Genomic DNA, 20,383 nt, shown 5'->3' with positions numbered 1-20,383 from the left:
GGGTGGGGCAAGGCCCTCGGCTGGACGCCTTTGTCGTGTGAAGCTCTCCGAATTTCCGCTAGAGCATTGCTAGAGCACCGATAGAGCGTCATGGAGTACGAATGTTCGAGGCTGTTACCTTCGTGCCCCCAGAATCGGGAAAGAAAGAGGGCAGTGAAGGTTATGGCGTCACAACCCTTGAAAAGCTCGGTGCCAAACGATTCTCAGGATCTGCGCTCCGTTGCCCAGTTGCTCTTGCGGGCAGCGCGCAACTACCCCGATTCCGGGGTACGTTACGTGGCAGCCGAGGCGGAGGTGGACGCAACACGCCAGTCCTATCCGGAACTTCTGAGATCCGCGCGGCAACTCCTCGCGCCGCTCCGCGAGTACGGGCTGCGGCCGGGCGACACTGTGGCCCTGCTGCTGGACGGCCAGCGGGAATTCCTGACCGTCTTCTGGGCCTGTCTGCTGGGCGGGTTCGTGCCGTGCCCGATGGTGCCGATCCCCGGTGACCCGGCCCGCTGGGCCGCCCAGCTCTCCCATGTCAACCGGCTGTTGGGCGGTCCGCTGCTGGTCACCACCGAGGCGATGGGCGCCGACCTGCCCGGCGTACCCGGGCTCGCCGTCGCCACCGTGGAGCACCTGCGGGACGCGGGCGGCACACCCCCCGCCGATGCCATGGACGGCGGGGCGGAGCCCGAGACGCACATCGCCGCGCCCGAGGACCTTGCCCTGCTGGTGCTGACCTCCGGCTCCACCGGGAATGCCAAAGCGGTCATGCTCACCCACGGAAACATTCTCGCGGCCATGGCGGGAAAGGCCGGAAAGCAGCGGCTCACGGATGCCGACACCACCTTCAATTGGATTTCCTACGACCATGTCGCCGCGCTCCTGGAAGCGCATATGCTGCCGCTGTGTGTCGGCGCCGAACAATTGCATGCGGAGGCGTCGGTGGTTCTCGAAGAACCGCTGAATTTCCTCCGTATCATCTCCCGTCACCGGGTCACGATGACCTTCACTCCGAACTTCCTCCTCGGCCCCCTCAACGCATCGGTGCGCGATCTGGCCGACGAGATATCGGCGGGCGGGGAACCGCTCGACCTCACCTCGTTGCGCCATATCGTGAGCGGCGGCGAGGCCAACGTCGTCGCCACCGGCGAGGCGTTCCTCGCCCACTACGCCCCGTACGGGCTGCGCCCCACCGCCCTCTGGCCCGCCTTCGGGATGACCGAAACCTGCGCCGGGTCCCTCTACAACCGTGCCTTTCCCGTCACCGACGCGGGCCAGGAGTTCGCCAACCTCGGCACCCCCGTCGAGGGGCTGAGCATCCGCGTCGCCGACGACGACCACCGGGCGCTGCCCGCGGGCGAGGTCGGGGAACTCCAGCTCAGCGGGTCGATGATCACCAGCGGCTACTACCACGACGAGGTCGCCACCAAGGAGGCGTTCACCCCCGACGGCTGGTTCCGCAGCGGTGACCTCGGCCGCATCGACGACGGGCGGCTGACCCTCGTCGGACGCAGCAAGGACAGCATCATCGTCAACGGCGTCAACTACTTCAGCCATGAGCTGGAGGCCGCGCTGGAACAGCTCGACGGGGTGGCGGGCGGCTATGTCGCGGCGTTCCCCACCCGCCGTCCGGGCAGCGACACCGAACAGCTGGTGATCGCCGTCCACCCCGAACTCCCCGACGGCGACGAACCCGGACTGCACCGTCTGATCACGGCCGTGCGCTCCACCGTGGTGATCCACTGGGGCTTCCGGCCGTTCCTCATCCTGCCGCTGCCCAAGGACGCGTTCCCCAAGACCAGCCTCGGCAAGACGCTGCGCCAGCGGATGCGGAAGCGGCTGGAGTCCGGCGGCTTCGACGACGTCATCGCGCGGGTCGCGGAGCTGACCACCCGGCGGCTGGGCGGCCACACCCCGCCGGAGGGCGAGACGGAACGTACCCTCACCGAGATCTACGCCGAGATGTTCGACACCGCCCCGGAACGGATCAGCGCGACGGCGAGCTTCTTCGACCTCGGCGGCACCTCACTGGACATCCTGCGGCTGCGCCGCCAGGTCATCCGGCGGCTCGGCGTCGCGGACCTGCCGATCATCACCGTGCTCACGGCGTCCTCGGTGCGGCAGCTCGCCGCCCGGCTGACCGGGGGCGGCGCGCCCGAGGCGTACGACCCGATCGTGCCGCTCCAGACGGGCGGCGCGAAGACCCCGCTGTTCTGTGTGCACCCGGGCGTCGGCGAGGTCCTGGTCTTCGTCAACCTCGCCAAGTACTTCGTCGGCGACCGGCCGTTCTACGCGCTGCGCGCCCGCGGGTTCAACGAGGGGGAGAAGCCGTTCGAGAGCTTCCAGGAGATGGTGGACGCTTACGTACGGGCCATCCGTGCCCAGCAGCCGCACGGCCCGTACGCGGTCGCCGGGTATTCGTACGGCGGCGCCGTGGCCTTCGAGATCGCCAAGGCGCTGGAGGCGCTGGGCGAGCGCGTCGACTTCACCGGCAGCTTCAATCTGCCGCCGCACATCAAGTACCGCATGGACGAACTCGACTTCATCGCGACCGCCGTCAACCTGGCCTTCTTCCTCGACCTGATCAACAAGAAGCAGTCCCTTGACCTCCCGGGCGAGCTGCGCCCCCTGCCCCGGCGGGAACAGCTCGCGCGGCTGCTGCGGATCGCCCCGCAGGACCGGCTGGCCGAACTCGACCTGAACGGGGAGAAGTTCGCCGCCTGGGCGGAGCTGGCCCACGGCCTCACCAGCCTGGGCCGCAGCTACCGGCCGAGCGGCACCACCCGGTCCATGTCGGTCTTCTACGCCATCCCGCTGCGCGGCACCAAGGAGGACTGGCTGAACAAGGAGCTACGCCGCTGGGACGAGCACACCACGGAGCCCAACCGGTATATCGACGTACCCGGTGAGCACTACACGCTCATGGGTCCCCAGCACGTCCCGGCCTTCCAGGCCGTCCTCCGCAAGGAGCTGGACCGCGCGCTGGGCGACGGATGAACACGGCAGAGGAGAAGAGCACGGTGGAAGGCAAGAAGATCCTGGTCACCGGCGGCACCGGGCAGGTCGCCCGGCCGGTGGCGGAGTCGCTGGCGGCACACAACGAGGTGTGGTGCCTGGGCCGCTTCGGCGCTCCCGGCGTCGAGGAGGAGCTGCGCGCCCGGGGCATCACCACCTTCCGCTGGGACATGAACGACCTGGGGGCATCCGGCTACGAGGGGCTGCCGGACGACTTCACCCATGTCTTCCACTCGGCGGTGCGGCGCGGCGAGGACGGCGACTACAACGCGGCCGTCGAGGTCAACTCGCTCGCCTGCGGACGGCTGATGAGCCACTGCCGCACCGCCGAATCGTTCCTGTTCGTCTCGACCGGCGCGCTCTACAAGCGGCAGACCCTCGACCATCCGTACGCCGAGGACGACCCCGTCGACGGCGTGGCCGACTGGCTGCCCTGCTACCCCGTGGGCAAGATCGCCGCCGAGGGCGCGGTGCGGGCGTTCGCCGGGGTGCTGAACCTGCCGACCACCATCGCCCGGCTCAACATCGCTTACGGCCCGGGCGGTTACGGCGGGGTGCCGATGCTGTACTTCAAGCGGATGCTCGCGGGCGAGCCGATCCCGGTGCCCGTCGAGGGCCAGAACTGGTGCTCACTGCTGCACACCGACGACCTGGTCGCCCAGGTGCCCGCGCTGTGGGCGGCCGCTGCGTCCCCCGCGACCCTGGTCAACTGGGGCGGCGACGAGCCGGTCGGGATCACCGATCTGGTGCGGTATCTGGAGGAGCTGAGCGGGATCGAGGCGCGGCTCGTACCCAGTGAGGTGACGAGGGAGACGTACCAGTTCGCCCCCACCCGCCGCCGGGAGATCACCGGGCCCTGCCGGGTGCCGTGGCGCGAGGGCGTACGCAGCACGCTCCAGGCCCTGTACCCCGAGCACATCAAGCAGCGGTAGAACCGCCCGAGAAGGGACGAAGACCGTGGCATCACACAACATCGAGGCCATCCGCGCCGCCTACGCGGGATTCCGGGACCGCGACATCGAGGGAATCCTGTCCGCCATGCACCCGGACGTCGAGTGGGTCCACCCGGCCGGGATGGCGAAGTACGGCCTCGGCGGTACCAAGCTGGGCCACGCGGGGATCAAGAAGTTCCTGGCGCACGTACCGAGCGTGCTGGGCGGGATGAGACTCGCGCCGCGGGAGTTCATCGAGCAGGGCGACCGGGTGGTGGTGTTCGGCACCCGGGAGGTGACGTCGCGCGGTGGCCGCACCACGACCCTGGACTTCGTCCACTCGTGGACGATGCGGGACGGCAGGGCGACGCGGATGGAGGACATCTTCGACACCGTGGCGTTCCACGACCTGATCGAGAGCTGACCCCTGCTGCGATGTCCCCAGGCCGCCCGCCCCCGTTGCCGCGAGGACGGGCGGCCCGCCTGTGGGGGTCCCGGGACGAGCTCAGACCGTGGTGACGACCTCGTCGTACGCCAGCCGCGGCAGCCGCTCCATCCAGGCGTCCGGGCCCGGCTTGCCGATGTTGACGACGCAGATCGCCTGGTGGCGGCCGTCGCTGAAGAACTCCTTCGACACGGCGGCGTGATCGAAGCCGATCATGGGTCCGGCAGCCAGCCCGGCCGCGCGCACCCCGAGGACGAAGTAGCCGACCTGGATCGCGGTGTTGAACCGCGCCGAGTGCTCCCGGGAGACCGGGTCGGCGAAGATGTTCTGCGGGTTCTCGATGAACGGCACCAGCCGGGGCAGCTCCTCGTGGAAGTCCAGGTCAGCGGCGAGGATGGCCACGAGCGGCGCCTGCGCCGTCTTCCCCCGGTTGTTCCCCGCCATGTGCTCCACCAGGCGGCCGCGGGCCTCCTCCGAGCGCACCATGACGATGCGCAGCGGCTGCTGGTTCAGCGAGGTGGGCGCGTACTTCACCAGCTCGTAGATGGCGCGGACCTGCTCCTCGGTCACCGGCTCGTCGGTGAAGGTGTTGGCCGTACGGGCCTCCAGGAACAGCTGGTTCTGCGCCTCCGGCGCCAGGGTGAGGTGCCGCAGGGCGTCGCTGTTCTCCGCTGCGCTCATGGAGCTCTCTCCTCGTGACTCGTACGCGATGGTGAATTAAATGGACTGGACGGGCTAGTCCATCGCAGTGAGGGAAGGCTAGACTCACAGGCCACCGAGGGCAAGACCGGCCCACAGCAAGGAGGTTGGACCGTTGCGGACGGACAACGGTCCGCGGCGCGGTGCCGCGGGACGGCCGGCGGGCCCGCAGCCCGCCAAGCGCCAGGCGATCCTGGAGGCGGCCGTCGCCGTCTTCCTGAGCGAGGGCTACACCCGGGCCGGTGTCGACGCCATCGCGGATCAGGCGCGGGTCTCCAAGCAGACCGTCTACAACCACTTCGGCGACAAGGAACGGCTGTTCCTCGCCGCCGTCGACGGCGAACGGGAGCGGGTCGCCGCGGGCTTCGCCCCCGCATCACTGCACACCCCCTCCGCGGAGGACGACGCGGCCGACGTACGCACCGCCCTCACCGCCTTCGGCCACCGCGTCCTCGGCGTACTCCTCGACGAACGCGCCTCCGCGCTGCGCCGCCTGATCATCGCCGAGGTCGCCCGCCACCCCGCGCTGCGCCCGGCCTGCGCCGAGGGCGAGCCCCAGCAGCTGGTGAAGTACCTGGCCGAGCTGCTCGGCCGCCGCACCGACAGCGGTGAGCTGGACGTTCCCGATCCCGCCTCCGCCGCCCAGCAGTTCGTGGCCCTGATCGTTCAGCAGGGTCTGTACCAGTCGATGTACGGCACCCGCCCGATCGCCGCCGTCGACGCCTCGGCCATCTGTGAGAAGGCCGCCGACCTGATAGTCCGCGCGTACCGCACATGACGTGCGAGGAGGTGGCACCCATGCGTGCGAACGTTCTCGGACCGCTGACCCTGCGCCACGGCGCTCTGTCCGGAGTCCCCAGCGCGATGAAGCCGCGCAAAGTCCTGTCCCTGCTGCTCCTCAGCGACGGCCGCATGGTGCCGGTGCAGACGCTGATGGCCGAGCTGTGGGGCGATCAGCCGCCGCGCACCGGGCTCACCACCCTCCAGACGTACATCCTGCACCTGCGCAAACTCCTCGCCAAGGTGCTCGGCACGTCCTCCGCCGCGGTCACCCGTGACGTCCTCCAGACCCGGCCCGGCGGCTACGCGTTAGCGCTGGCCCCCGGCGAGCTCGACGTCCACGACTACCGCGCCCTCGTCGCCCGGGCCGAATGCGCCCTGGAGGTCGGCGACGAACGGGCCGCCGACGCGGCCTACCGGCAGGCCCTCGCCCTCTGGCAGGGCCCCGCCCTGGTCGACGTCGCCCCGCACGGCCGCCCGCTCCAGGCCGAGGTCGCCCGGCTGGAACAGTCCCGGCTCACCGCCACCGAGCGCGGCATCGAGACCCGGCTGCGGCTCGGCGGCCATCTGGAGGTGCTGAGCGACCTCGCCTCGCTCGTCGTCGAGCACCGCTTCCACGAGGGCCTCCACAGCCAGTACATGCTGGCCCTCCACCGCTCCGGCCAGCGCACCCGCGCCCTCGGCGTCTACCAGCGGCTGCGCACGGCCATGGCCGAGGAACTCGGCCTCGAACCCTCGGCCAAGCTCCAGCGCCTCCAACAGGCCGTCCTGGTCTCCGACCCCCGCCTCGACCACGAGGCGGGCACCCCGGGACGCGGTCCGGTGGTGGCGTAACGGCTACGCCGTTTCCTGTTCCCAGGGCAGCCGGATCAGGGCCAGCTCCGCGAGCCGTTCCAGATCGGCGCGGGAGGCGCCGTACGCGGCCTGGACGGCGATCCCCTCGGTGAGCGCGAGGACATAGCGCGCCGCGTCCTGCGGCTCGACGGCCCCGGGTAGATCGCCGGACCGCCGGGCGTCGGCGAAGCGCTCGGTCAGCATGACCTCCCCCGCCCGGCGGCGGGTGCGCATCTCCGCCTTCGCCTCGCTCGCCGCGTCCCCGGTGGCCAGCGCGCCGTGGACCATCAGGCACCCGGCCGGGGTGTCGGCACCGGTCGTGGCCTCGACCGCGCCCTCCAGCCACCGCCGCACGACCTCCCGTACGCTCCCGGCCTCCAGGGCCGTCGGGCCGTACGCGAAGACGGTGCGGGTGTAGTGGTCGACGACCTGCCCGAACAGGCCCGCCTTCGAGCCGAACGCGCCGTAGATGCTGCCCGGCTTCAGTCCGGTGGCGGCGGACAGATCCGCCATCGTGGCGCCCTCGTATCCCTTGGCCCAGAAGACGCCGAGCGCCGCCGACAGGGCCTGCTCGACGTCGAATTCGCGGGGCCGTCCCTTCGCCATGCCGGGTCCTCCTGGTTTTTTTAGTGTGCGTTCAAGATAACAGTTGCGCGGTGGCGGTCCGCATGACATCTTGAGTGAGCATTCAATAAATGAGGGAGAGCATCATGCTGAACGGCAAGGTCGCGCTGGTCACGGGCGGTTCGCGGGGAATCGGCGAGGGCATCGCCCGCCGTCTCGCCCGGGAGGGGGCCGCGGTCGCGGTCACCTACAACGCCTCCGCGGACCGCGCGGAAGCCCTGGTGAAGGAGATCGTCGCGGACGGAGGACAGGCGCTGGCCGTCCAGGCCGACGCCGCGGACCGCGCGTCCCTCCGGGCGGCCGTCACGGAGGTCGCCGACCGGCTCGGACGGCTCGACATCCTGGTCAACAACGCGGGAGTCGGCGTCATGGGCCCCATCGAGGACCTGACCGACGCGGACTACGACCACGTCGCCGCCGTGAACCTGCGCGGCGTCTTCGCCGCCACCCAGGAGGCCCTGCGCCATATCGGCGACGGCGGACGCATCATCACGATCGGCAGCATCAACGCCGACCGCGTCACCTTCGCCGGCGGCAGCCTCTACGCGCTGACCAAGGCAGGCGTGACCGGGTTCACCCGCGCCCTGGCCCGCGAGGTCGGCGGCCGCGGCATCACCGTCAACACCGTCCAGCCCGGCCCCGTCGACACCGACATGAACCCGGCCGACGGCCCGATGGCGGCATCCGTCCTCCCGCACCTCGCGGTGCACCGCTACGGCACGGCCGACGAGGTGGCGGGCCTCGTCGCCTACCTGGCGAGCCCCGACGCCGCGTACGTCACGGGCACCACCCTCGACGTGGACGGCGGCTACGCGGCCTGAGGCCGCCCGTACCCCTGGTCAGATGTCGTCGTCCTCGTCATCGAGCCGGGCCAGCCAGGTCGCCAGCCGCTCCACCGGAACCTCGAAGTCCGGGTTCAGGTCGACGAACGTCCGCAGCTGCTCGGCGAGCCACTCGAAGGTGACCTCCTCCTCGCCGCGTCGCCGCGCCAGCTCCTCGATGCCGCGGTCGGTGAAGTACAAGGGTCGCTCCGGGGGTGGATGAGGCGAATCTACCGCCCCAGGATATGCGTCCCTGCCCGGACGCTCAGCCGCAGCCGCCCAGCGCGTCGATCAGATCCCGCGCCCGGGGCGCCCCGCGCCGGAGGAGCAGCGCGGCGGTGGTGTGCAACTCGTTCCAGGCGTGGGGCCGGCCCACGTCCGACGCGTCGGCGGCGCAGCCGAGCGCGGTGTGCGCGGCCGCGTCGGCATGACCGGCTGCGGCGAGCGCGTGCGCGAGGCACGCACTGAACCAGGCTCGATCGCGTCGGTACGAGGCGGGAAGGGCGTCGATGCCGGTGCGGGCGATGAGGTGTTGTGCCTCATCAAGGAGACGGTGGGCCGCGTCGGCCTCGCCGCTCAGCGCGTATCCGCGGGCCTCCATCTGGGCCGCCATGCCCTGCACGCCCCGTGACGTCCCGGGCCCGCCTGGGATGCGTAAGGCATCGGCGATCTGCGTGATCTTCTCGTACGTCGTGATCGAACCCTCGCCCCGGGCCAACTTGCCCACCCGTTCCGGCTTGATGTCGCAGGCAGCCGCGATCTTCGAGAAGCTGATCCCGCCCCATTGCCGGGCCAGTTTGAAGACGGCCCCGAAATCATGGCGCTCCAGAGCCCTCCGTACGTCGGATCGTTCAAGGACGTGGGGAGGAAGCGCGGCGGGCGAGAGGTAGCTGGACATGTGATTACCGAGGTTCGGTGACAAGAAGGGGATATCAGCAGTCTCAAGCCGGATTGTACCCATCATGGGGATACCTCTGATGGGGAATCGGGACCTTCCCCTGCGGCGGCACGCTGGTGACACGGGACAGACGAAGGGAACCAACTCCATGGGCAATCACGGGAAGCCGTCGGCGCCGAACCCGCAGCCTCAGCCACCGTCGCCACGGGACAGCGACGGTCAGCATCCGGATGTGTCGAAGCCCGGAGGTGGGACGCACCGGAAATGAGCCCCGAGGAGTTGCGGGCACAAGCCGCCGAGGCGCTCGACGAATTGGAAGGGTTCGCCGAGCCGTGGATGCGGGAGGCTTTTCTCAAGGTGCCGCGTCACGCGTTCGTTCCCGACATGGTGTGGGTCTGGCGGGACGATGCCTATCGCCCGCTGCGCGCCGCCGACGACCCCGGCGCCTGGGCCGCGCTGGTCCACGATCCGCTGGCGTCTGTCGTCACCCAGGTCGACGACGGGGCGGCCCGGACCGAGGGCACCCTGCCGACCAGCTCCATCAGCGCTCCCGACGCCGTGTTCACCATGCTCGCCGCGGCTGATGTGCGCCCCGGCATGCGGGTGTTGGAAATCGGCACCGGCACCGGCTACAACGCCGCCCTGCTGTGCGAGCGCGCCGGGGCGGTGCACGTGACGTCCGTAGAGGTGGACGCCGGGCTCGCCGAGGCGGCCACCCGGCGGCTGACCGAGGCCGGGTATCACCCCCGTGTGGTGGCCGCGGACGGGGAGGGCGGCTGGCCGCCCGGGGCCCCGTACGACCGGGTGCTGTGCACGGCCTCGCTCCAGCGCGTCCCCTTCGCCTGGGTGGAACAGACCCGCCCCGGCGGGCTCATCGTCACGCCGTGGAAGACGACGCTCCAGCCGCATGGGATGGTGTGCCTCCGTGTCGCCGACGACGGCGCCTCGGCGTATGGCCACTTCGATCAGCCGATGTCGTTCATGGATCTGCGCGGCCAGCGCCGGCCGGAGTCGCCGCTCGGTGCGGTGTACTCCGCCGCGTCCTGGGAAGAGAGCCGCGACAGCCGGACTGACCTCGACCTGTCCTTCCTGGACACGGACTTCCACGCGCGCTTCGCCCTGGGGCTCCGGCTGCCCGGCGTCCACTGGGACGGCGACGGATGGCTCGCCACCACCGACTCCTGGGCGTATGTGTGGGAGGGCGGTGTCTATCAATGGGGGCCCCGCGACCTGTTCCACGAACTGGAGCGTGCGTATCAGTGGTGGCGGGAGGCCGGTTCGCCGGAGCTGTACGACTTCGGCCTCACCGTCACCGCCGACCGCCAGACCGTCTGGCTCGGCAGCCCCGACGCGGTCATTCCGTCGTTCGGCTGAGGAGCCAGGACACCACCGCCCGCACGGCGCCGGTGAGGGCGGCAGCGGTCAGGGTGAGGAGGGTGGTGGGGTGGCGGTTCGGCATCGTTGACCTGCTTTCGTGAGACCGGCGAGGGCGCCGGGCGATACCTTCACCTTGTGCGGGGCCTGGGGTGTTGCGGCAGGCCGCACGCGTTGCAGGCGGCCGCAACGGGGGAGGGGCCATGACGGACGAGTTGGTCGGCGGTGAGCTGGTGCCCGAGGAGCCGCGCATCGGGGATCTGAAGCCGATCCCCGAGCAGGTGAAGCCCGAGTGCCGGGAGCTGGCCCGGAGCCTGCGGGAGCTGTTCGGGGCGGTGGGGGTCTCGCTGCGGGTCTTCGCCGTACGGGTGCATTACGACGCGGGCACCGTCTCCCGCTACCTCAACGGGACCGTCGTACCGCCCGCCGAGTTCGTGGACCGGCTGCTCACGCACGCGGCCAAGGCCACCGGGCGGGCCTCCTCTGCGGAGGTGATGGCCCATGTGCACACCCTGCAACGGCGGGCGTTGCAGGTCACCAACAAGGTCGGATGGGAGCTCCAGCGGCTCCGTGACCAGCTCGCCGACGCCGACCGGCAGCGGCAGCAGGCCGAGGTGCGGGCGGAGGCGCTGTCGGAGGCGTTGCTGGTACGGAAACAGCGCATCGCCGAGATGGAGGTCGACCAGCGGCAGATAGCGGTCTCGGTGTCGCTGGAGCGCGATGAACGGGAGGCGGAGGTCGATCGGTTACGGGAGGAGCACGACGGGTTACGGACCGAACGGGACCGGCTGCGCGAGGAAGTCGCCCGATTGCAAGGTGAGTTGACGCAGGCGCGGCGGCAGGCACTGGACGCCGAGCGGCGGTGCGAGGCGCTGGAGCATCAGCTGCAGACGGAGGAAGAGGCCGCAGCGGAACACGCCGAGCCCGAGGATCCGGCGGCGCTGCGGCTCGCGTATGACTGGGCGCGGCAGCTGGAGCGGGAGCTGATGGAGCTGCGGGCCCGGGAGGAGGCCGCCCGTTCCGGGGCACCGCTTCCGCGGGCTCCCCGCGCCTTCGCCGTCGTCCACGCGGCCGAGGACCGCCTCTGGGCGGACTGGATCGCGCACGTGCTGCGGTCGAACGGACAGCGGGTCGTGGCGGGCGGCTGGGATCCCGCGCATCCCGGGGATGTGGAGCAGGGCTCCGGCGATGAGGTCAGCCAGATCCTGCTGTTCAGCAAGTACTTCTTCGCCGCCGGAACCCGCTCGGGCATCGACTGGGAGGCGACCATCGCCACCCTGCGCCGCGGCGCCCACCTCCCCATGGCCGTGGTCACGGGGGACTGTGGGCTTCCCTCCGCCGTGGACCGGATCCCAACCCTCGATCTGCGGCGGCTGGGCGCGGACGCGGCCGAGCGGGCCCTGCTGCGCTGGTTGGACGCGGTGCCCCTGCCCGGTGGTTCCGGGGGCGCCGCCTACAGCCCGCGCTTCCCCGGCAGCGTGCCCGCCGTCTGGGACGGAGTGCCGCGCCGCAACCCGCGCTTCACCGGGCGCGACGCCCTGCTCGTCGCGGTGCACGACCGTCTGGAGGCTGTTCCGGGGGACACCGCGGTGGTCGCGCTCGTCGGGCTGCCGGGCATCGGCAAGACGCAGCTCGCCGCCGAGTACGCCCACCGATTCGCGGGTCGGTACGACATGGTCTGGTGGGCCTCCGGGAGCGACCTGACCACGCTGGAGGGGCGCCTTGCCATGCTTGCCCCGGACGGTTCGGTCCGGGGCGCGCTGGACGCCCTGCGGCGGGGCGATCCGTACGAACGCTGGCTGCTGGTCCTCGACGGTGCCGGCGACCCGGAGGCCATCGCCGACCTGCTGCCCGCCGGGCGCGGCCATGTGCTGATCACCTCCCGCAACCGGGCCTGGGCCGACCACTACGCCGAGCTGCTGGACGTCCCGCCGCTGAGCCGAGAGGAGAGCGTCGCGTTCGTACGCCGCCGGGCGCCCCGCATCGGGGCGGAGGACGCGGACCGGCTGGCGGCGGCCGTCGAGGACCTGCCGCTGCCGATGGACCAGACGGCGGGCTGGCTGGACGGCTCGACGACAGCGGTGGCGGAGTACGTGGGCATGGTGCGCGACGGCGAGCCGACCCCGGTGCGGGCCGCGGCGGACTACCCGATGCCGTATCACGCGGCCTTCAAGGACCTGATCACCCAGCTGCGGGAGACCACGAAGGCCGCGGCCGAACTGCTGAGCCTGTGCGCCCTCTTCGACCCCGGCCCGGTCCCGCTCGCCCTGCTGCGCGCCGTCCCGGCGGACCAGGTCTCCCCGGCGGTGGCGGCGCTCCTGGACAACCCGAGCCAGCTGGACCTGGCCGCGGGCAAGCTGGTGCAGCGGTCGGTGGTGCGGGTGGCGGACGACGCCGTGTGGATGAGTCGCTTCGTACGGGACGCGGTGCGGCGGCGGGCGCCGCGGGAGCGGGCGGCCAAGGACGCCCGGATGGTGCGTACGGCACTGGCCATGGCGGATCCGGGCCGCCCCGAGGACCCCGCCGCATGGCCGCGGTACGCCGCACTCCTGCCGCATCTGGAGTCGTCGGGCGCCACACCACGTCGACTCGTCCTCGGATTCGTGCAGTATCTGACTCTCAGCGGCGACTACGAGAGGGGCATGCGCCTTGCCGAACGCGTCGTGGGCGACGATCACGACCTGACGGCGCACCGCGCCACGCTGCTGCGCGAGACCGGCGATTACGCCGCGGCCGAGGCGCTGGACCGCTCGGTGCTGGTGGACCTCGTCGAGGCCGATGCGCCTGGCGCACCCCTCGCCATGGCCCGGCTCGCCGGTGACCTGCGGGGGCTTGGCCGCTACGACGAGGCCCACACGCTGGCCTGCCAGCAGCGCGACCTGTGCGCCGTGCGCTTCCCGGACGAGGGTCCGGAAGCGCTGAACGCCCAGCGGAGCATGTCGCGTTCGCTGCGGCTGCTCGGCCGCTACGCCGAGGCCGCGGAGCTGTCCCGCAGGACCGTGGAGAGCGCCCGGGAGACGCTGGGCCCGATGGCGCTGTCGACCCTGTCGTCCGAGACCGATCTCGCCTACGACCTGCGGCTGTCCGGCCACTACGAGAACGCCCTGACGCTGCAGGCGGCCAGCGCCCAGCGGCATCGCGAGGTCCTGGGCGACGACCACCCCTGGACGCTGGTGGCCTCGTATCACCACGGGATGTGTGAATGGTGGGACGGAGCCACGGAATCCGGCCTGGAGCGGATCCGCGAGGCGTGGCAGAGCGCGGAACGTGTGCTCGGCGAGAAGGCCCCGCCGTCCCTGATGATCGCCTCGGGGTTCGCCCGAGCTCTGCGGCGGTCTGGGGGACCGTCGTGGGCGGCGAAGATCACCGAGCGGCTGGCGGTCCGTTACTGGCTCGGGGCCCGGCATCCCTACACCGTCGGGGCCAAGGCGAACCACGCGCTCAGCCTGGGGCTGGCGGGGACGCACAGGGCGGCACGGAAGCTGCAGGAGGCCCTGGCGGACATGACCGCCGCGCTCGGCCCGCGCCACCCCTGGACGCTGGGCATCGCTCTCAACGCGTCGGCGGTCCAGGAGCCCACGGAGGCCGCCGCGCTGAGCCGGGAGACCGCGCGGCTGGCTGCCAAGGTACTGGGGGAGAGGCATCCGCTGACCCTGTTGGCCCAAGTCGCGCTGGCCGTCGATCTGCGCGCGATCCGTGGCGGAGGGGATGAGGCGGATGTGATCGAGGAGGCGGCGGTGCGCGCGTTGGCCGCCGTTCTGGGGCCGGACCACCCCGAGACCGTGGCGGCCCGCAACCGTACGCGGCCCGTCTGGGACTTTGAGCCGCTGCCCATCTGAACCCCTTGCCCCGACGCCGGAAAGCCCGGCCCCGCGCGATGCGGGAGCCGGGCCTTCCGGTACGGAACGAACGGGACCTCAGATCTCGAACGCCTCGCTCACCAGCGCCTGCTGCTCCGTCTGGTGCCGCTTGTTCGACCCCACCGCGGGCGAGGACGAGTGCGAGCGCGACACGCGGACCAGTCGCTCGGCCGCCGGGACGTCGGCGCCGACCGCCAGCTCCAGGTGGTCGATCAGGTTGAGCGCCATGAACGGCCAGCCGCCCTGGTTGGCCGGTTCCTCCTGCGCCCAGACGAACTTCTCGACGCCCGAGTACTTGGCGATCTCGGCCTGGACCTCGGCGCCCGGCAGCGGGTACAGCCGCTCCAGCCGGATGATGGCCGTGTCCTTCGCGCCGCGCTTCTCGCGCTCCGCATCCAGGTCGTAGTAGACCTTGCCGGAGCAGAAGATCACCTTGCGGACGCCCGCCGGGTCCACCGACTCGTCGCCGATGACGGGGCGGAACGCGCCGGAGGTGAACTCCTCGGTCTTCGACGCCGCGGCCTTCAGGCGCAGCATCGACTTCGGGGTGAAGACGACCAGCGGCCTGTGGTGCGGGTTGTGGACCTGCCAGCGCAGCAGGTGGAAGTAGTTCGACGGCAGCGTCGGCATGGCGACCGTCATGTTGTTCTGCGCGCACAGCTGGAGGAAGCGCTCGATGCGGGCGGACGAGTGGTCAGGACCCTGGCCCTCGTAGCCGTGCGGCAGCAGCAGGGTGACGCCGGAGGTCTGGCCCCACTTCTGCTCGGCGGACGAGATGAACTCGTCGACGATGGTCTGCGCGCCGTTGACGAAGTCGCCGAACTGCGCCTCCCACAGGACCAGCGACTCCGGGCGGGCCAGCGAGTAGCCGTACTCGAAGCCCATCGCCGCGTACTCGCTGAGCAGCGAGTCGTAGACGTTGTAGCGGGCCTGGTCGTCGGAGAGGTAGAGCAGCGGGGTGTAGTCGTCGCCGGTCTCGCGGTCCACCAGCACCGCGTGGCGCTGGCCGAAGGTGCCGCGGCGGGAGTCCTGGCCGGCGAGCCGGACCGGGGTGCCCTCCATGAGCAGCGAGCCGATGGCGAGGGTCTCGCCCATGCCCCAGTCGATCGTGTCGTCCTCGATCATCGCCGCGCGCCGCTGGAGCTGCGGGAACAGCCGCGGGTGGACGGTGATCCGGTCGGGGGTGTTGACCTGGGACTCGGCGATCCGCTTGACGACCTCCTGGGAGACGGCCGTCTGCACCGCGACCGGGAACTCCGGCTGCGGTTCGGGGACCGCGGGCTGCGCCGGGGTGGACACCGCGTCGCGGACCTCGGTGAAGACCTTCTCCAGCTGGCCCTGGAAGTCCTGGAGCGCCTGCTCGGCCTCTTCGAGGGTGATGTCGCCGCGCCCGATCAGCGACTCGGTGTAGAGCTTGCGCACCGAGCGCTTCTTGTCGATCAGGTCGTACATCAGCGGCTGGGTGAAACCGGGGTTGTCGGTCTCGTTGTGGCCGCGGCGGCGGTAGCAGATGAGGTCGATGACCACGTCCTTGTTGAACGCCTGGCGGAACTCGAAGGCCAGCCGGGCGACGCGGACGACGGCCTCGGGGTCGTCGCCGTTGACGTGGAAGATCGGCGCCTCGATCATGCGCGCCACGTCGGTGGCGTACATCGAGGAGCGGGACGCGGCCGGGGCGGCGGTGAAGCCGACCTGGTTGTTGATGACGATGTGCACGGTGCCGCCGGTGCGGTAGCCGCGCAGCTGCGACATGTTCAGCGTCTCGGCGACCACGCCCTGACCGGCGAACGCGGCGTCGCCGTGGAGGGCGACGGGCAGCACGGTGAAGTCGGTGCCGGCCTTGCCGATGATGTCCTGCTTGGCGCGGGCGACGCCCTCCAGGACCGGGTCCACCGCCTCCAGGTGGGAGGGGTTGGCGGTCAGCGAGACCTGGATCTGCTCACCGTCGAGGCCGGTGAAGGTGCCCTCGGCGCCCAGGTGGTACTTGACGTCGCCGGAGCCGTGCATCGACTTCGGGTCGAGGTTGCCCTCGAACTCGCGGAAGATCTGCGCGTACGACTTGCCGACGATGTTGGCGAGGACGTTGAGCCGGCCGCGGTGGGCCATGCCGATGACGACCTCGTCCAGGCGCGACTCGGCGGCCGCGTCCAGCACGGCGTCCAGCAGCGGGATGACGGACTCGCCGCCCTCCAGGGAGAACCGCTTCTGGCCGACGTACTTCGTCTGGAGGAAGGTCTCGAACGCCTCCGCCGCGTTGAGCCGCCGCAGGATGCGCAGCTGCTCCTCGCGCTCCGGCTTGTCGTGGCTGCGCTCGACCCGGTCCTGGATCCACTTGCGCTGCTTCGGGTCCTGGATGTGCATGAACTCGATGCCGGTGGTGCGGCAGTACGAGTCGCGCAGCACGCCCAGGATGTCGCGCAGCTTCATCATGGACTTGCCCGCGAAGCCGCCGACCGCGAACTCGCGCTCCAGGTCCCACAGGGTGAGCCCGTGCTCGATGATGTCGAGGTCGGGGTGCTTGCGCTGGCGGTACTCCAGCGGGTCGGTGTCGGCCATGACGTGGCCGCGGACCCGGTAGGCGTGGATCAGGTCGAAGACCCGGGCCGCCTTGGTGACGTCGTCGTCGTGGCTGACGTCGATGTCCTTGAGCCAGCGGACCGGCTCGTAGGGGATGCGCAGCGCCTTGAAGATCTCGTCGTAGAAGTCGTTCTCGCCGAGCAGCAGCTGGTTCATGATCCGCAGGAACTCGCCGGAGGCGGCGCCCTGGATCACCCGGTGGTCATAGGTGCTGGTCAGCGTCATGACCTTGGAGACGCCCAGCTTGTTCAGGGTGTCCTGCGAGGTGCCCTGGAACTCGGCCGGGTACTCCATCGCGCCGACGCCCACGATCAGGCCCTGGCCGGGCATCAGCCGCGGCACGGAGTGCACGGTGCCGATGCCGCCGGGGTTGGTGAGGGAGGCGGTGACGCCGGTGAAGTCCTCCATCGTCAGCTTGTTCGCGCGGGCGCGGCGGACGATGTCCTCGTAGGCCTGCCAGAACTCGAAGAAGTTCAGCGTCTCGGCCTTCTTGATCGCCGCGACGACGAGCTGGCGGTCGCCGTTGGGCTTGACCAGGTCGATGGCGAGGCCGAGGTTGATGTGCTCCGGCTTGACCAGGGTCGGCTTGCCGTCCTTCTCGGTGAACGAGTAGTTCATCGAGGGCATCGCCTTCAGCGCCTGCACCATGGCGTAGCCGATGAGGTGCGTGAAGGACACCTTGCCGCCGCGGGCGCGCTTGAGGTGGTTGTTGATCACGATGCGCTGGTCGAACAGCAGCTTCACCGGGACCGCGCGGACCGAGGTGGCCGTCGGCAGCTCCAGCGACGCGTTCATGTTCTTCGCGACCGCGGCGGACGGGCCGCGCAGCGTGACCAGCTCGGGCCCGGCGGCGGGCTCGGCCTTCGCGGGCTTCGCGGAGGCCGTGGGCTCGGCGGGGGTCGGCTTGGCCGGTGCGGGCTTGGCCGGGGCCGGAGCCTTCGCGGCCGGAGCCGCGGCGGGCTTCGCGGGCGCCGGAGCGGCCGCGGCCGGCTTGGCGTCCGCGGGCTTGGCGGCCGGAGCCGCGTCCGCGGGCTTGGCCGGGGCCGGGGCCTTGGCGGGCTGCGCGGCAGCGGGAGCCGGGGCAGCGCCTCCGGTCACTCCCTGTGGTGGCGCGGCCACCGCCGAGCCGGTGTCCTGGCCCGGCTTGTAGTCGGCGAAGAAGTCCCACCAGGCTCGGTCGACCGAGTTCGGGTCCTGGAGGTACTGCTGGTAGATCTCGTCGACGAGCCACTCATTGGGGCCGAAGGCAGCGGCAGGGCTAGTTCCCTGCCCGTCCTGCTCGTCGGTCGAGACGCTCGAGGTGTTGGGGGACTGTGGCGACACGGCGGTAACCGCCCTCTTCCGCTTCACAAGGTGGTGGACAGCGGGAATAAAGGCTACGCCCCTTGACCCCTTACGTGCAGGCCGCACTGGTCAACGTCGTCTAAGTCACACTCATCGGCGGGTTTCAGCGCATGACGTGGCGGGAAACACACGGGGTTCCGTTGAAACCGTCCAGCATGTGGGAACGCAAAAGTGCACCCACACCGCTCAGATGTGCGCTTCCGGTACCGACTTTACGTCAATTTTGATCTCTGGACGTCCCCCGGAAGGGTGACTTTGATCCGGCAGCCCCGAGAGGATTCGGCCACCCCGATGCGTCCGCCGTGCAGATCGACCGCCCAGCGCGCGATGGCCAGACCCAGGCCGGTCCCTCCGTCGCTGCCCTGACCGGGCCGCGGGCGGGCACCGGGCGCCGGGCCTGCCGGGTTCGGTGAGAGGCTGCCCCGGTTGAAGCGTTCGAACACCCGGTGCCGCTCCGCCTCCGGGATGCCCGGGCCCTCGTCCTGCACCTCCAGCTCCAGGCTCCCCGGCCCCTCGCCGCGCCGCGCCCGGATGCTGACCCGGCCGTGCGCCGGGCTGTGCTTCATCGCGTTGTCGATCAGGTTGGCCATGACCTGGTGCAGCCGCTCGGCGTCCGCGAACGCGGACAGCTCCGGCGGCGAGACGTCTAGGTCGAGGTGGACGTCCTTACGGGTGTGCTTGCCCGAACCGGCGTCCGCACCCTTGGCCATGCTGGCCTCCTTGAGGATCCCGGCCAGATACGGCCAGACCTCGAAGGTGCGGGCGTGCAGCGGCACCACCCCGTTGTCCAGCCGCGACAGATCCAGCAGCTGTTCGACCAGGCGGCCGAGGCGCTCGGTCTGGCGCAGCGCGACCCGCATCGTCTCCGGATCCGCCTCCGAGACGCCGTCCACGACGTTCTCCAGCACCGCCCGCAGCGCCGCGATCGGCGTGCGCAGCTCGTGCGAGACGTTGGCGACCAGCTCCTTGCGGTGGGTGTCCACCGCCTCCAGGTCGGCCGCCATCCGGTTGAACGAACTCGCCAGGTCGCCGAACTCGTCCCGGCGCTGGGCCGCCCGTACCCGCTGGGTGTAGTCGCCGTGCGCCATCGCCTTGGTGACCAGGGTCATCTCGTCCAGCGGGGCGGTCAGCCCGTGCGCCACGAACTGGGTGATCAGCAGCGAGGCGATGATCGAGAAGACCGTGATCACGCGCAGCTCGGTGTCCGAGTGCATCGCCGCGAACACCAGGAGGGTCGTGATGATGACCGACCCGATGACCAGCGCGCCGAGCGCCGCCTTGACCGAGCGGTACGGGTCGAACGGCCGCAGCGCCTTCCACACCCGGCTCCACGTGGCGCGGATCCGTTCGCTCCTGGGGAGGCTCCGGACCCGCCGGAGGTGCCGGTCCAGAGCCCACGGTGTCCCGGGAGGCTTCTTCATGCCGCGGGCGTCTCCAGGGCGTAGCCGACGCCGTGCACCGTTCGGATGCGCTCCGCGCCGATCTTCCGGCGCAGCGCCTTGATGTGGCTGTCCACGGTCCGGGTGCCGGAGGCGTCCGCCCAGTCCCACACCTCTGCCAGCAGCTGCTCCCGCGAGAGCACCGCGCGCGGGGTGTTCGCCAGACAGACCAGCAGGTCGAACTCGGTCGGCGTCAGATGGACGTCCGAGCCGCGCACCCGCACCCGGCGCTGCGCGTGGTCGATCTCCAGCTCGCCCAGCCGCAGAATCCCGCTGCGCGGGGTGTTCGCGGCCAGTGCCGCCCGCTCGACCCGGCGCAGCAGCACGTGCACCCGGGCCGCCACCTCGCGCATCGAGAACGGCTTGGTCATGTAGTCGTCGGCGCCGACCCCGAGCCCCACCAGCATGTCGGTCTCGTCGTCCCGCGCGGTCAGCATCAGGACCGGCACCGGCCGCCGCGCCTGCACCCGGCGGCAGACCTCCAGGCCGTCGAAGCCCGGCAGCATCACGTCGAGGACCAGCAGATCGGGCTGCCACGCCTCGGCCGTGTCCACGGCCGCGGGGCCGTCCGCGGCCGTCTGCACCTGAAATCCTTCGGCGCGCAACCGGGCCGCGATGGCGTCCACTATGGTCGGGTCATCCTCGACGACGAGGATCCGGCGTTGCGCGCCCGGGGTGGTCGTGGCGCCCCCGTTGTGGCCGTTGTGCATCTGCTCCATACGCCCGCCCCTGCGTCGTTCCCATGAATCCGCG

At 70.8% G+C, this 20,383-nt stretch carries 15 protein-coding genes; 8 read left to right on the top strand and 7 right to left on the bottom strand.

From position 1 onward, the window contains the following. Window positions 1-162 precede the first annotated feature (162 nt). From ACH4TL_RS02425 to ACH4TL_RS02415, 3 genes are read left to right on the top strand one after another with little or no spacing between them, the layout of a single operon-like run. The gene (locus tag ACH4TL_RS02425; protein ID WP_398313251.1) at window positions 163-2,985 is read left to right on the top strand and encodes an AMP-binding protein; all 2,823 of its coding nucleotides are present in this window, start codon (window positions 163-165) and stop codon (window positions 2,983-2,985) included. After that, on the top strand, window positions 2,982-3,935 hold the full coding sequence (locus tag ACH4TL_RS02420; RefSeq protein WP_398313252.1) for an NAD-dependent epimerase/dehydratase family protein: 954 nt from the start codon (window positions 2,982-2,984) through the stop codon (window positions 3,933-3,935). The genes ACH4TL_RS02425 and ACH4TL_RS02420 overlap by 4 nt, the downstream gene beginning before the upstream one ends. Before the next feature lie 25 nt (window positions 3,936-3,960). Beyond that, entirely contained in the window at window positions 3,961-4,359 is a 399-nt protein-coding gene (locus ACH4TL_RS02415) for a nuclear transport factor 2 family protein (protein WP_398313254.1), read from the top strand. Window positions 4,360-4,440: 81 nt separating this feature from the next. Here the strand turns inward: ACH4TL_RS02415 and ACH4TL_RS02410 are convergent, their stop codons facing one another. Beyond that, entirely contained in the window at window positions 4,441-5,061 is a 621-nt protein-coding gene (locus ACH4TL_RS02410) for a malonic semialdehyde reductase (RefSeq protein WP_398313256.1), read from the bottom strand. Between the two features lie 133 nt (window positions 5,062-5,194). Between ACH4TL_RS02410 and ACH4TL_RS02405 the strand changes: the two genes are divergently transcribed. Beyond that, entirely contained in the window at window positions 5,195-5,857 is a 663-nt protein-coding gene (locus ACH4TL_RS02405) for a TetR/AcrR family transcriptional regulator (RefSeq protein ID WP_398313258.1), read from the top strand. A 20-nt stretch (window positions 5,858-5,877) separates the two neighbouring features. Continuing rightward, a complete protein-coding gene (locus tag ACH4TL_RS02400) occupies window positions 5,878-6,693 on the top strand; it encodes a BTAD domain-containing putative transcriptional regulator (RefSeq protein WP_398313260.1) in 816 nt (271 codons plus the stop codon). 3 nt (window positions 6,694-6,696) lie between these two features. On the opposite strand, the gene ACH4TL_RS02395 is transcribed toward ACH4TL_RS02400, so the two are convergent. After that, window positions 6,697-7,299, bottom strand: a complete 603-nt coding sequence (locus ACH4TL_RS02395; protein WP_398313262.1) for a TetR/AcrR family transcriptional regulator — start codon at window positions 7,297-7,299, stop codon at window positions 6,697-6,699. A gap of 89 nt (window positions 7,300-7,388) precedes the next feature. Here ACH4TL_RS02395 and ACH4TL_RS02390 point away from each other — a divergent pair, with 89 nt between their 5' ends. Then, window positions 7,389-8,138 (top strand): 3-oxoacyl-ACP reductase family protein, encoded by a 750-nt coding sequence (locus ACH4TL_RS02390; RefSeq protein ID WP_398313264.1) that lies wholly within the window; start codon window positions 7,389-7,391, stop codon window positions 8,136-8,138. Between the two features lie 18 nt (window positions 8,139-8,156). Here the strand turns inward: ACH4TL_RS02390 and ACH4TL_RS02385 are convergent, their stop codons facing one another. Next, window positions 8,157-8,339, bottom strand: a complete 183-nt coding sequence (locus ACH4TL_RS02385) for a DUF6104 family protein (RefSeq protein ID WP_398313266.1) — start codon at window positions 8,337-8,339, stop codon at window positions 8,157-8,159. Window positions 8,340-8,403: 64 nt separating this feature from the next. Beyond that, entirely contained in the window at window positions 8,404-9,036 is a 633-nt protein-coding gene (locus tag ACH4TL_RS02380; RefSeq protein WP_398313268.1) for a hypothetical protein, read from the bottom strand. 264 nt (window positions 9,037-9,300) lie between these two features. On the opposite strand from ACH4TL_RS02380, the gene ACH4TL_RS02375 reads away from it, so the two are divergent. Together ACH4TL_RS02375 and fxsT are read left to right on the top strand one after the other, a co-directional pair. After that, a complete protein-coding gene (locus ACH4TL_RS02375) occupies window positions 9,301-10,410 on the top strand; it encodes a methyltransferase domain-containing protein (RefSeq protein WP_398313270.1) in 1,110 nt (369 codons plus the stop codon). A gap of 203 nt (window positions 10,411-10,613) precedes the next feature. Continuing rightward, the gene (fxsT, locus tag ACH4TL_RS02370) at window positions 10,614-14,249 is read left to right on the top strand and encodes an FxSxx-COOH system tetratricopeptide repeat protein (RefSeq protein WP_398313272.1); all 3,636 of its coding nucleotides are present in this window, start codon (window positions 10,614-10,616) and stop codon (window positions 14,247-14,249) included. A gap of 78 nt (window positions 14,250-14,327) precedes the next feature. Here fxsT and ACH4TL_RS02365 read toward each other — a convergent pair whose 3' ends face one another. From ACH4TL_RS02365 to ACH4TL_RS02355, 3 genes are all read right to left on the bottom strand, one after another. After that, complete coding sequence (locus ACH4TL_RS02365) at window positions 14,328-18,170, bottom strand: multifunctional oxoglutarate decarboxylase/oxoglutarate dehydrogenase thiamine pyrophosphate-binding subunit/dihydrolipoyllysine-residue succinyltransferase subunit (RefSeq protein ID WP_398313274.1); 3,843 nt, start codon at window positions 18,168-18,170, stop codon at window positions 14,328-14,330. Between the two features lie 233 nt (window positions 18,171-18,403). After that, a complete protein-coding gene (locus tag ACH4TL_RS02360; RefSeq protein WP_398313276.1) occupies window positions 18,404-19,612 on the bottom strand; it encodes a sensor histidine kinase in 1,209 nt (402 codons plus the stop codon). Next, window positions 19,609-20,349 carry a response regulator transcription factor gene (locus tag ACH4TL_RS02355; protein WP_358623761.1) on the bottom strand — a complete coding sequence of 247 codons (741 nt, stop codon included), beginning with the start codon at window positions 20,347-20,349 and terminating at the stop codon, window positions 19,609-19,611. The genes ACH4TL_RS02360 and ACH4TL_RS02355 overlap by 4 nt, the downstream gene beginning before the upstream one ends. Window positions 20,350-20,383: the final 34 nt, after the last annotated feature.

This window comes from Streptomyces sp. NPDC021115, from assembly GCF_044333065.1.
GTDB lineage: Bacteria > Actinomycetota > Actinomycetes > Streptomycetales > Streptomycetaceae > Streptomyces.
This window is presented reverse-complemented; position numbering and strand designations above follow the sequence as displayed.

Bases quoted from the DNA above. Each gene is read 5' to 3' on its own strand.
- ACH4TL_RS02390 (WP_398313264.1), top strand. From the start codon at position 7,389: ATGAGGGAGAGCATCATGCTGAACGGCAAGGTCGCGCTGGTCACGGGC.
- ACH4TL_RS02355 (WP_358623761.1), bottom strand. From the start codon at position 20,349: ATGGAGCAGATGCACAACGGCCACAACGGGGGCGCCACGACCACCCCG.
- ACH4TL_RS02400 (WP_398313260.1), top strand. From the start codon at position 5,878: ATGCGTGCGAACGTTCTCGGACCGCTGACCCTGCGCCACGGCGCTCTG.
- fxsT (WP_398313272.1), top strand. From the start codon at position 10,614: ATGACGGACGAGTTGGTCGGCGGTGAGCTGGTGCCCGAGGAGCCGCGC.
- ACH4TL_RS02360 (WP_398313276.1), bottom strand. From the start codon at position 19,612: ATGAAGAAGCCTCCCGGGACACCGTGGGCTCTGGACCGGCACCTCCGG.
- ACH4TL_RS02395 (WP_398313262.1), bottom strand. From the start codon at position 7,299: ATGGCGAAGGGACGGCCCCGCGAATTCGACGTCGAGCAGGCCCTGTCG.
- ACH4TL_RS02420 (WP_398313252.1), top strand. From the start codon at position 2,982: ATGAACACGGCAGAGGAGAAGAGCACGGTGGAAGGCAAGAAGATCCTG.
- ACH4TL_RS02375 (WP_398313270.1), top strand. From the start codon at position 9,301: ATGAGCCCCGAGGAGTTGCGGGCACAAGCCGCCGAGGCGCTCGACGAA.
- ACH4TL_RS02380 (WP_398313268.1), bottom strand. From the start codon at position 9,036: ATGTCCAGCTACCTCTCGCCCGCCGCGCTTCCTCCCCACGTCCTTGAA.
- ACH4TL_RS02425 (WP_398313251.1), top strand. From the start codon at position 163: ATGGCGTCACAACCCTTGAAAAGCTCGGTGCCAAACGATTCTCAGGAT.
- ACH4TL_RS02410 (WP_398313256.1), bottom strand. From the start codon at position 5,061: ATGAGCGCAGCGGAGAACAGCGACGCCCTGCGGCACCTCACCCTGGCG.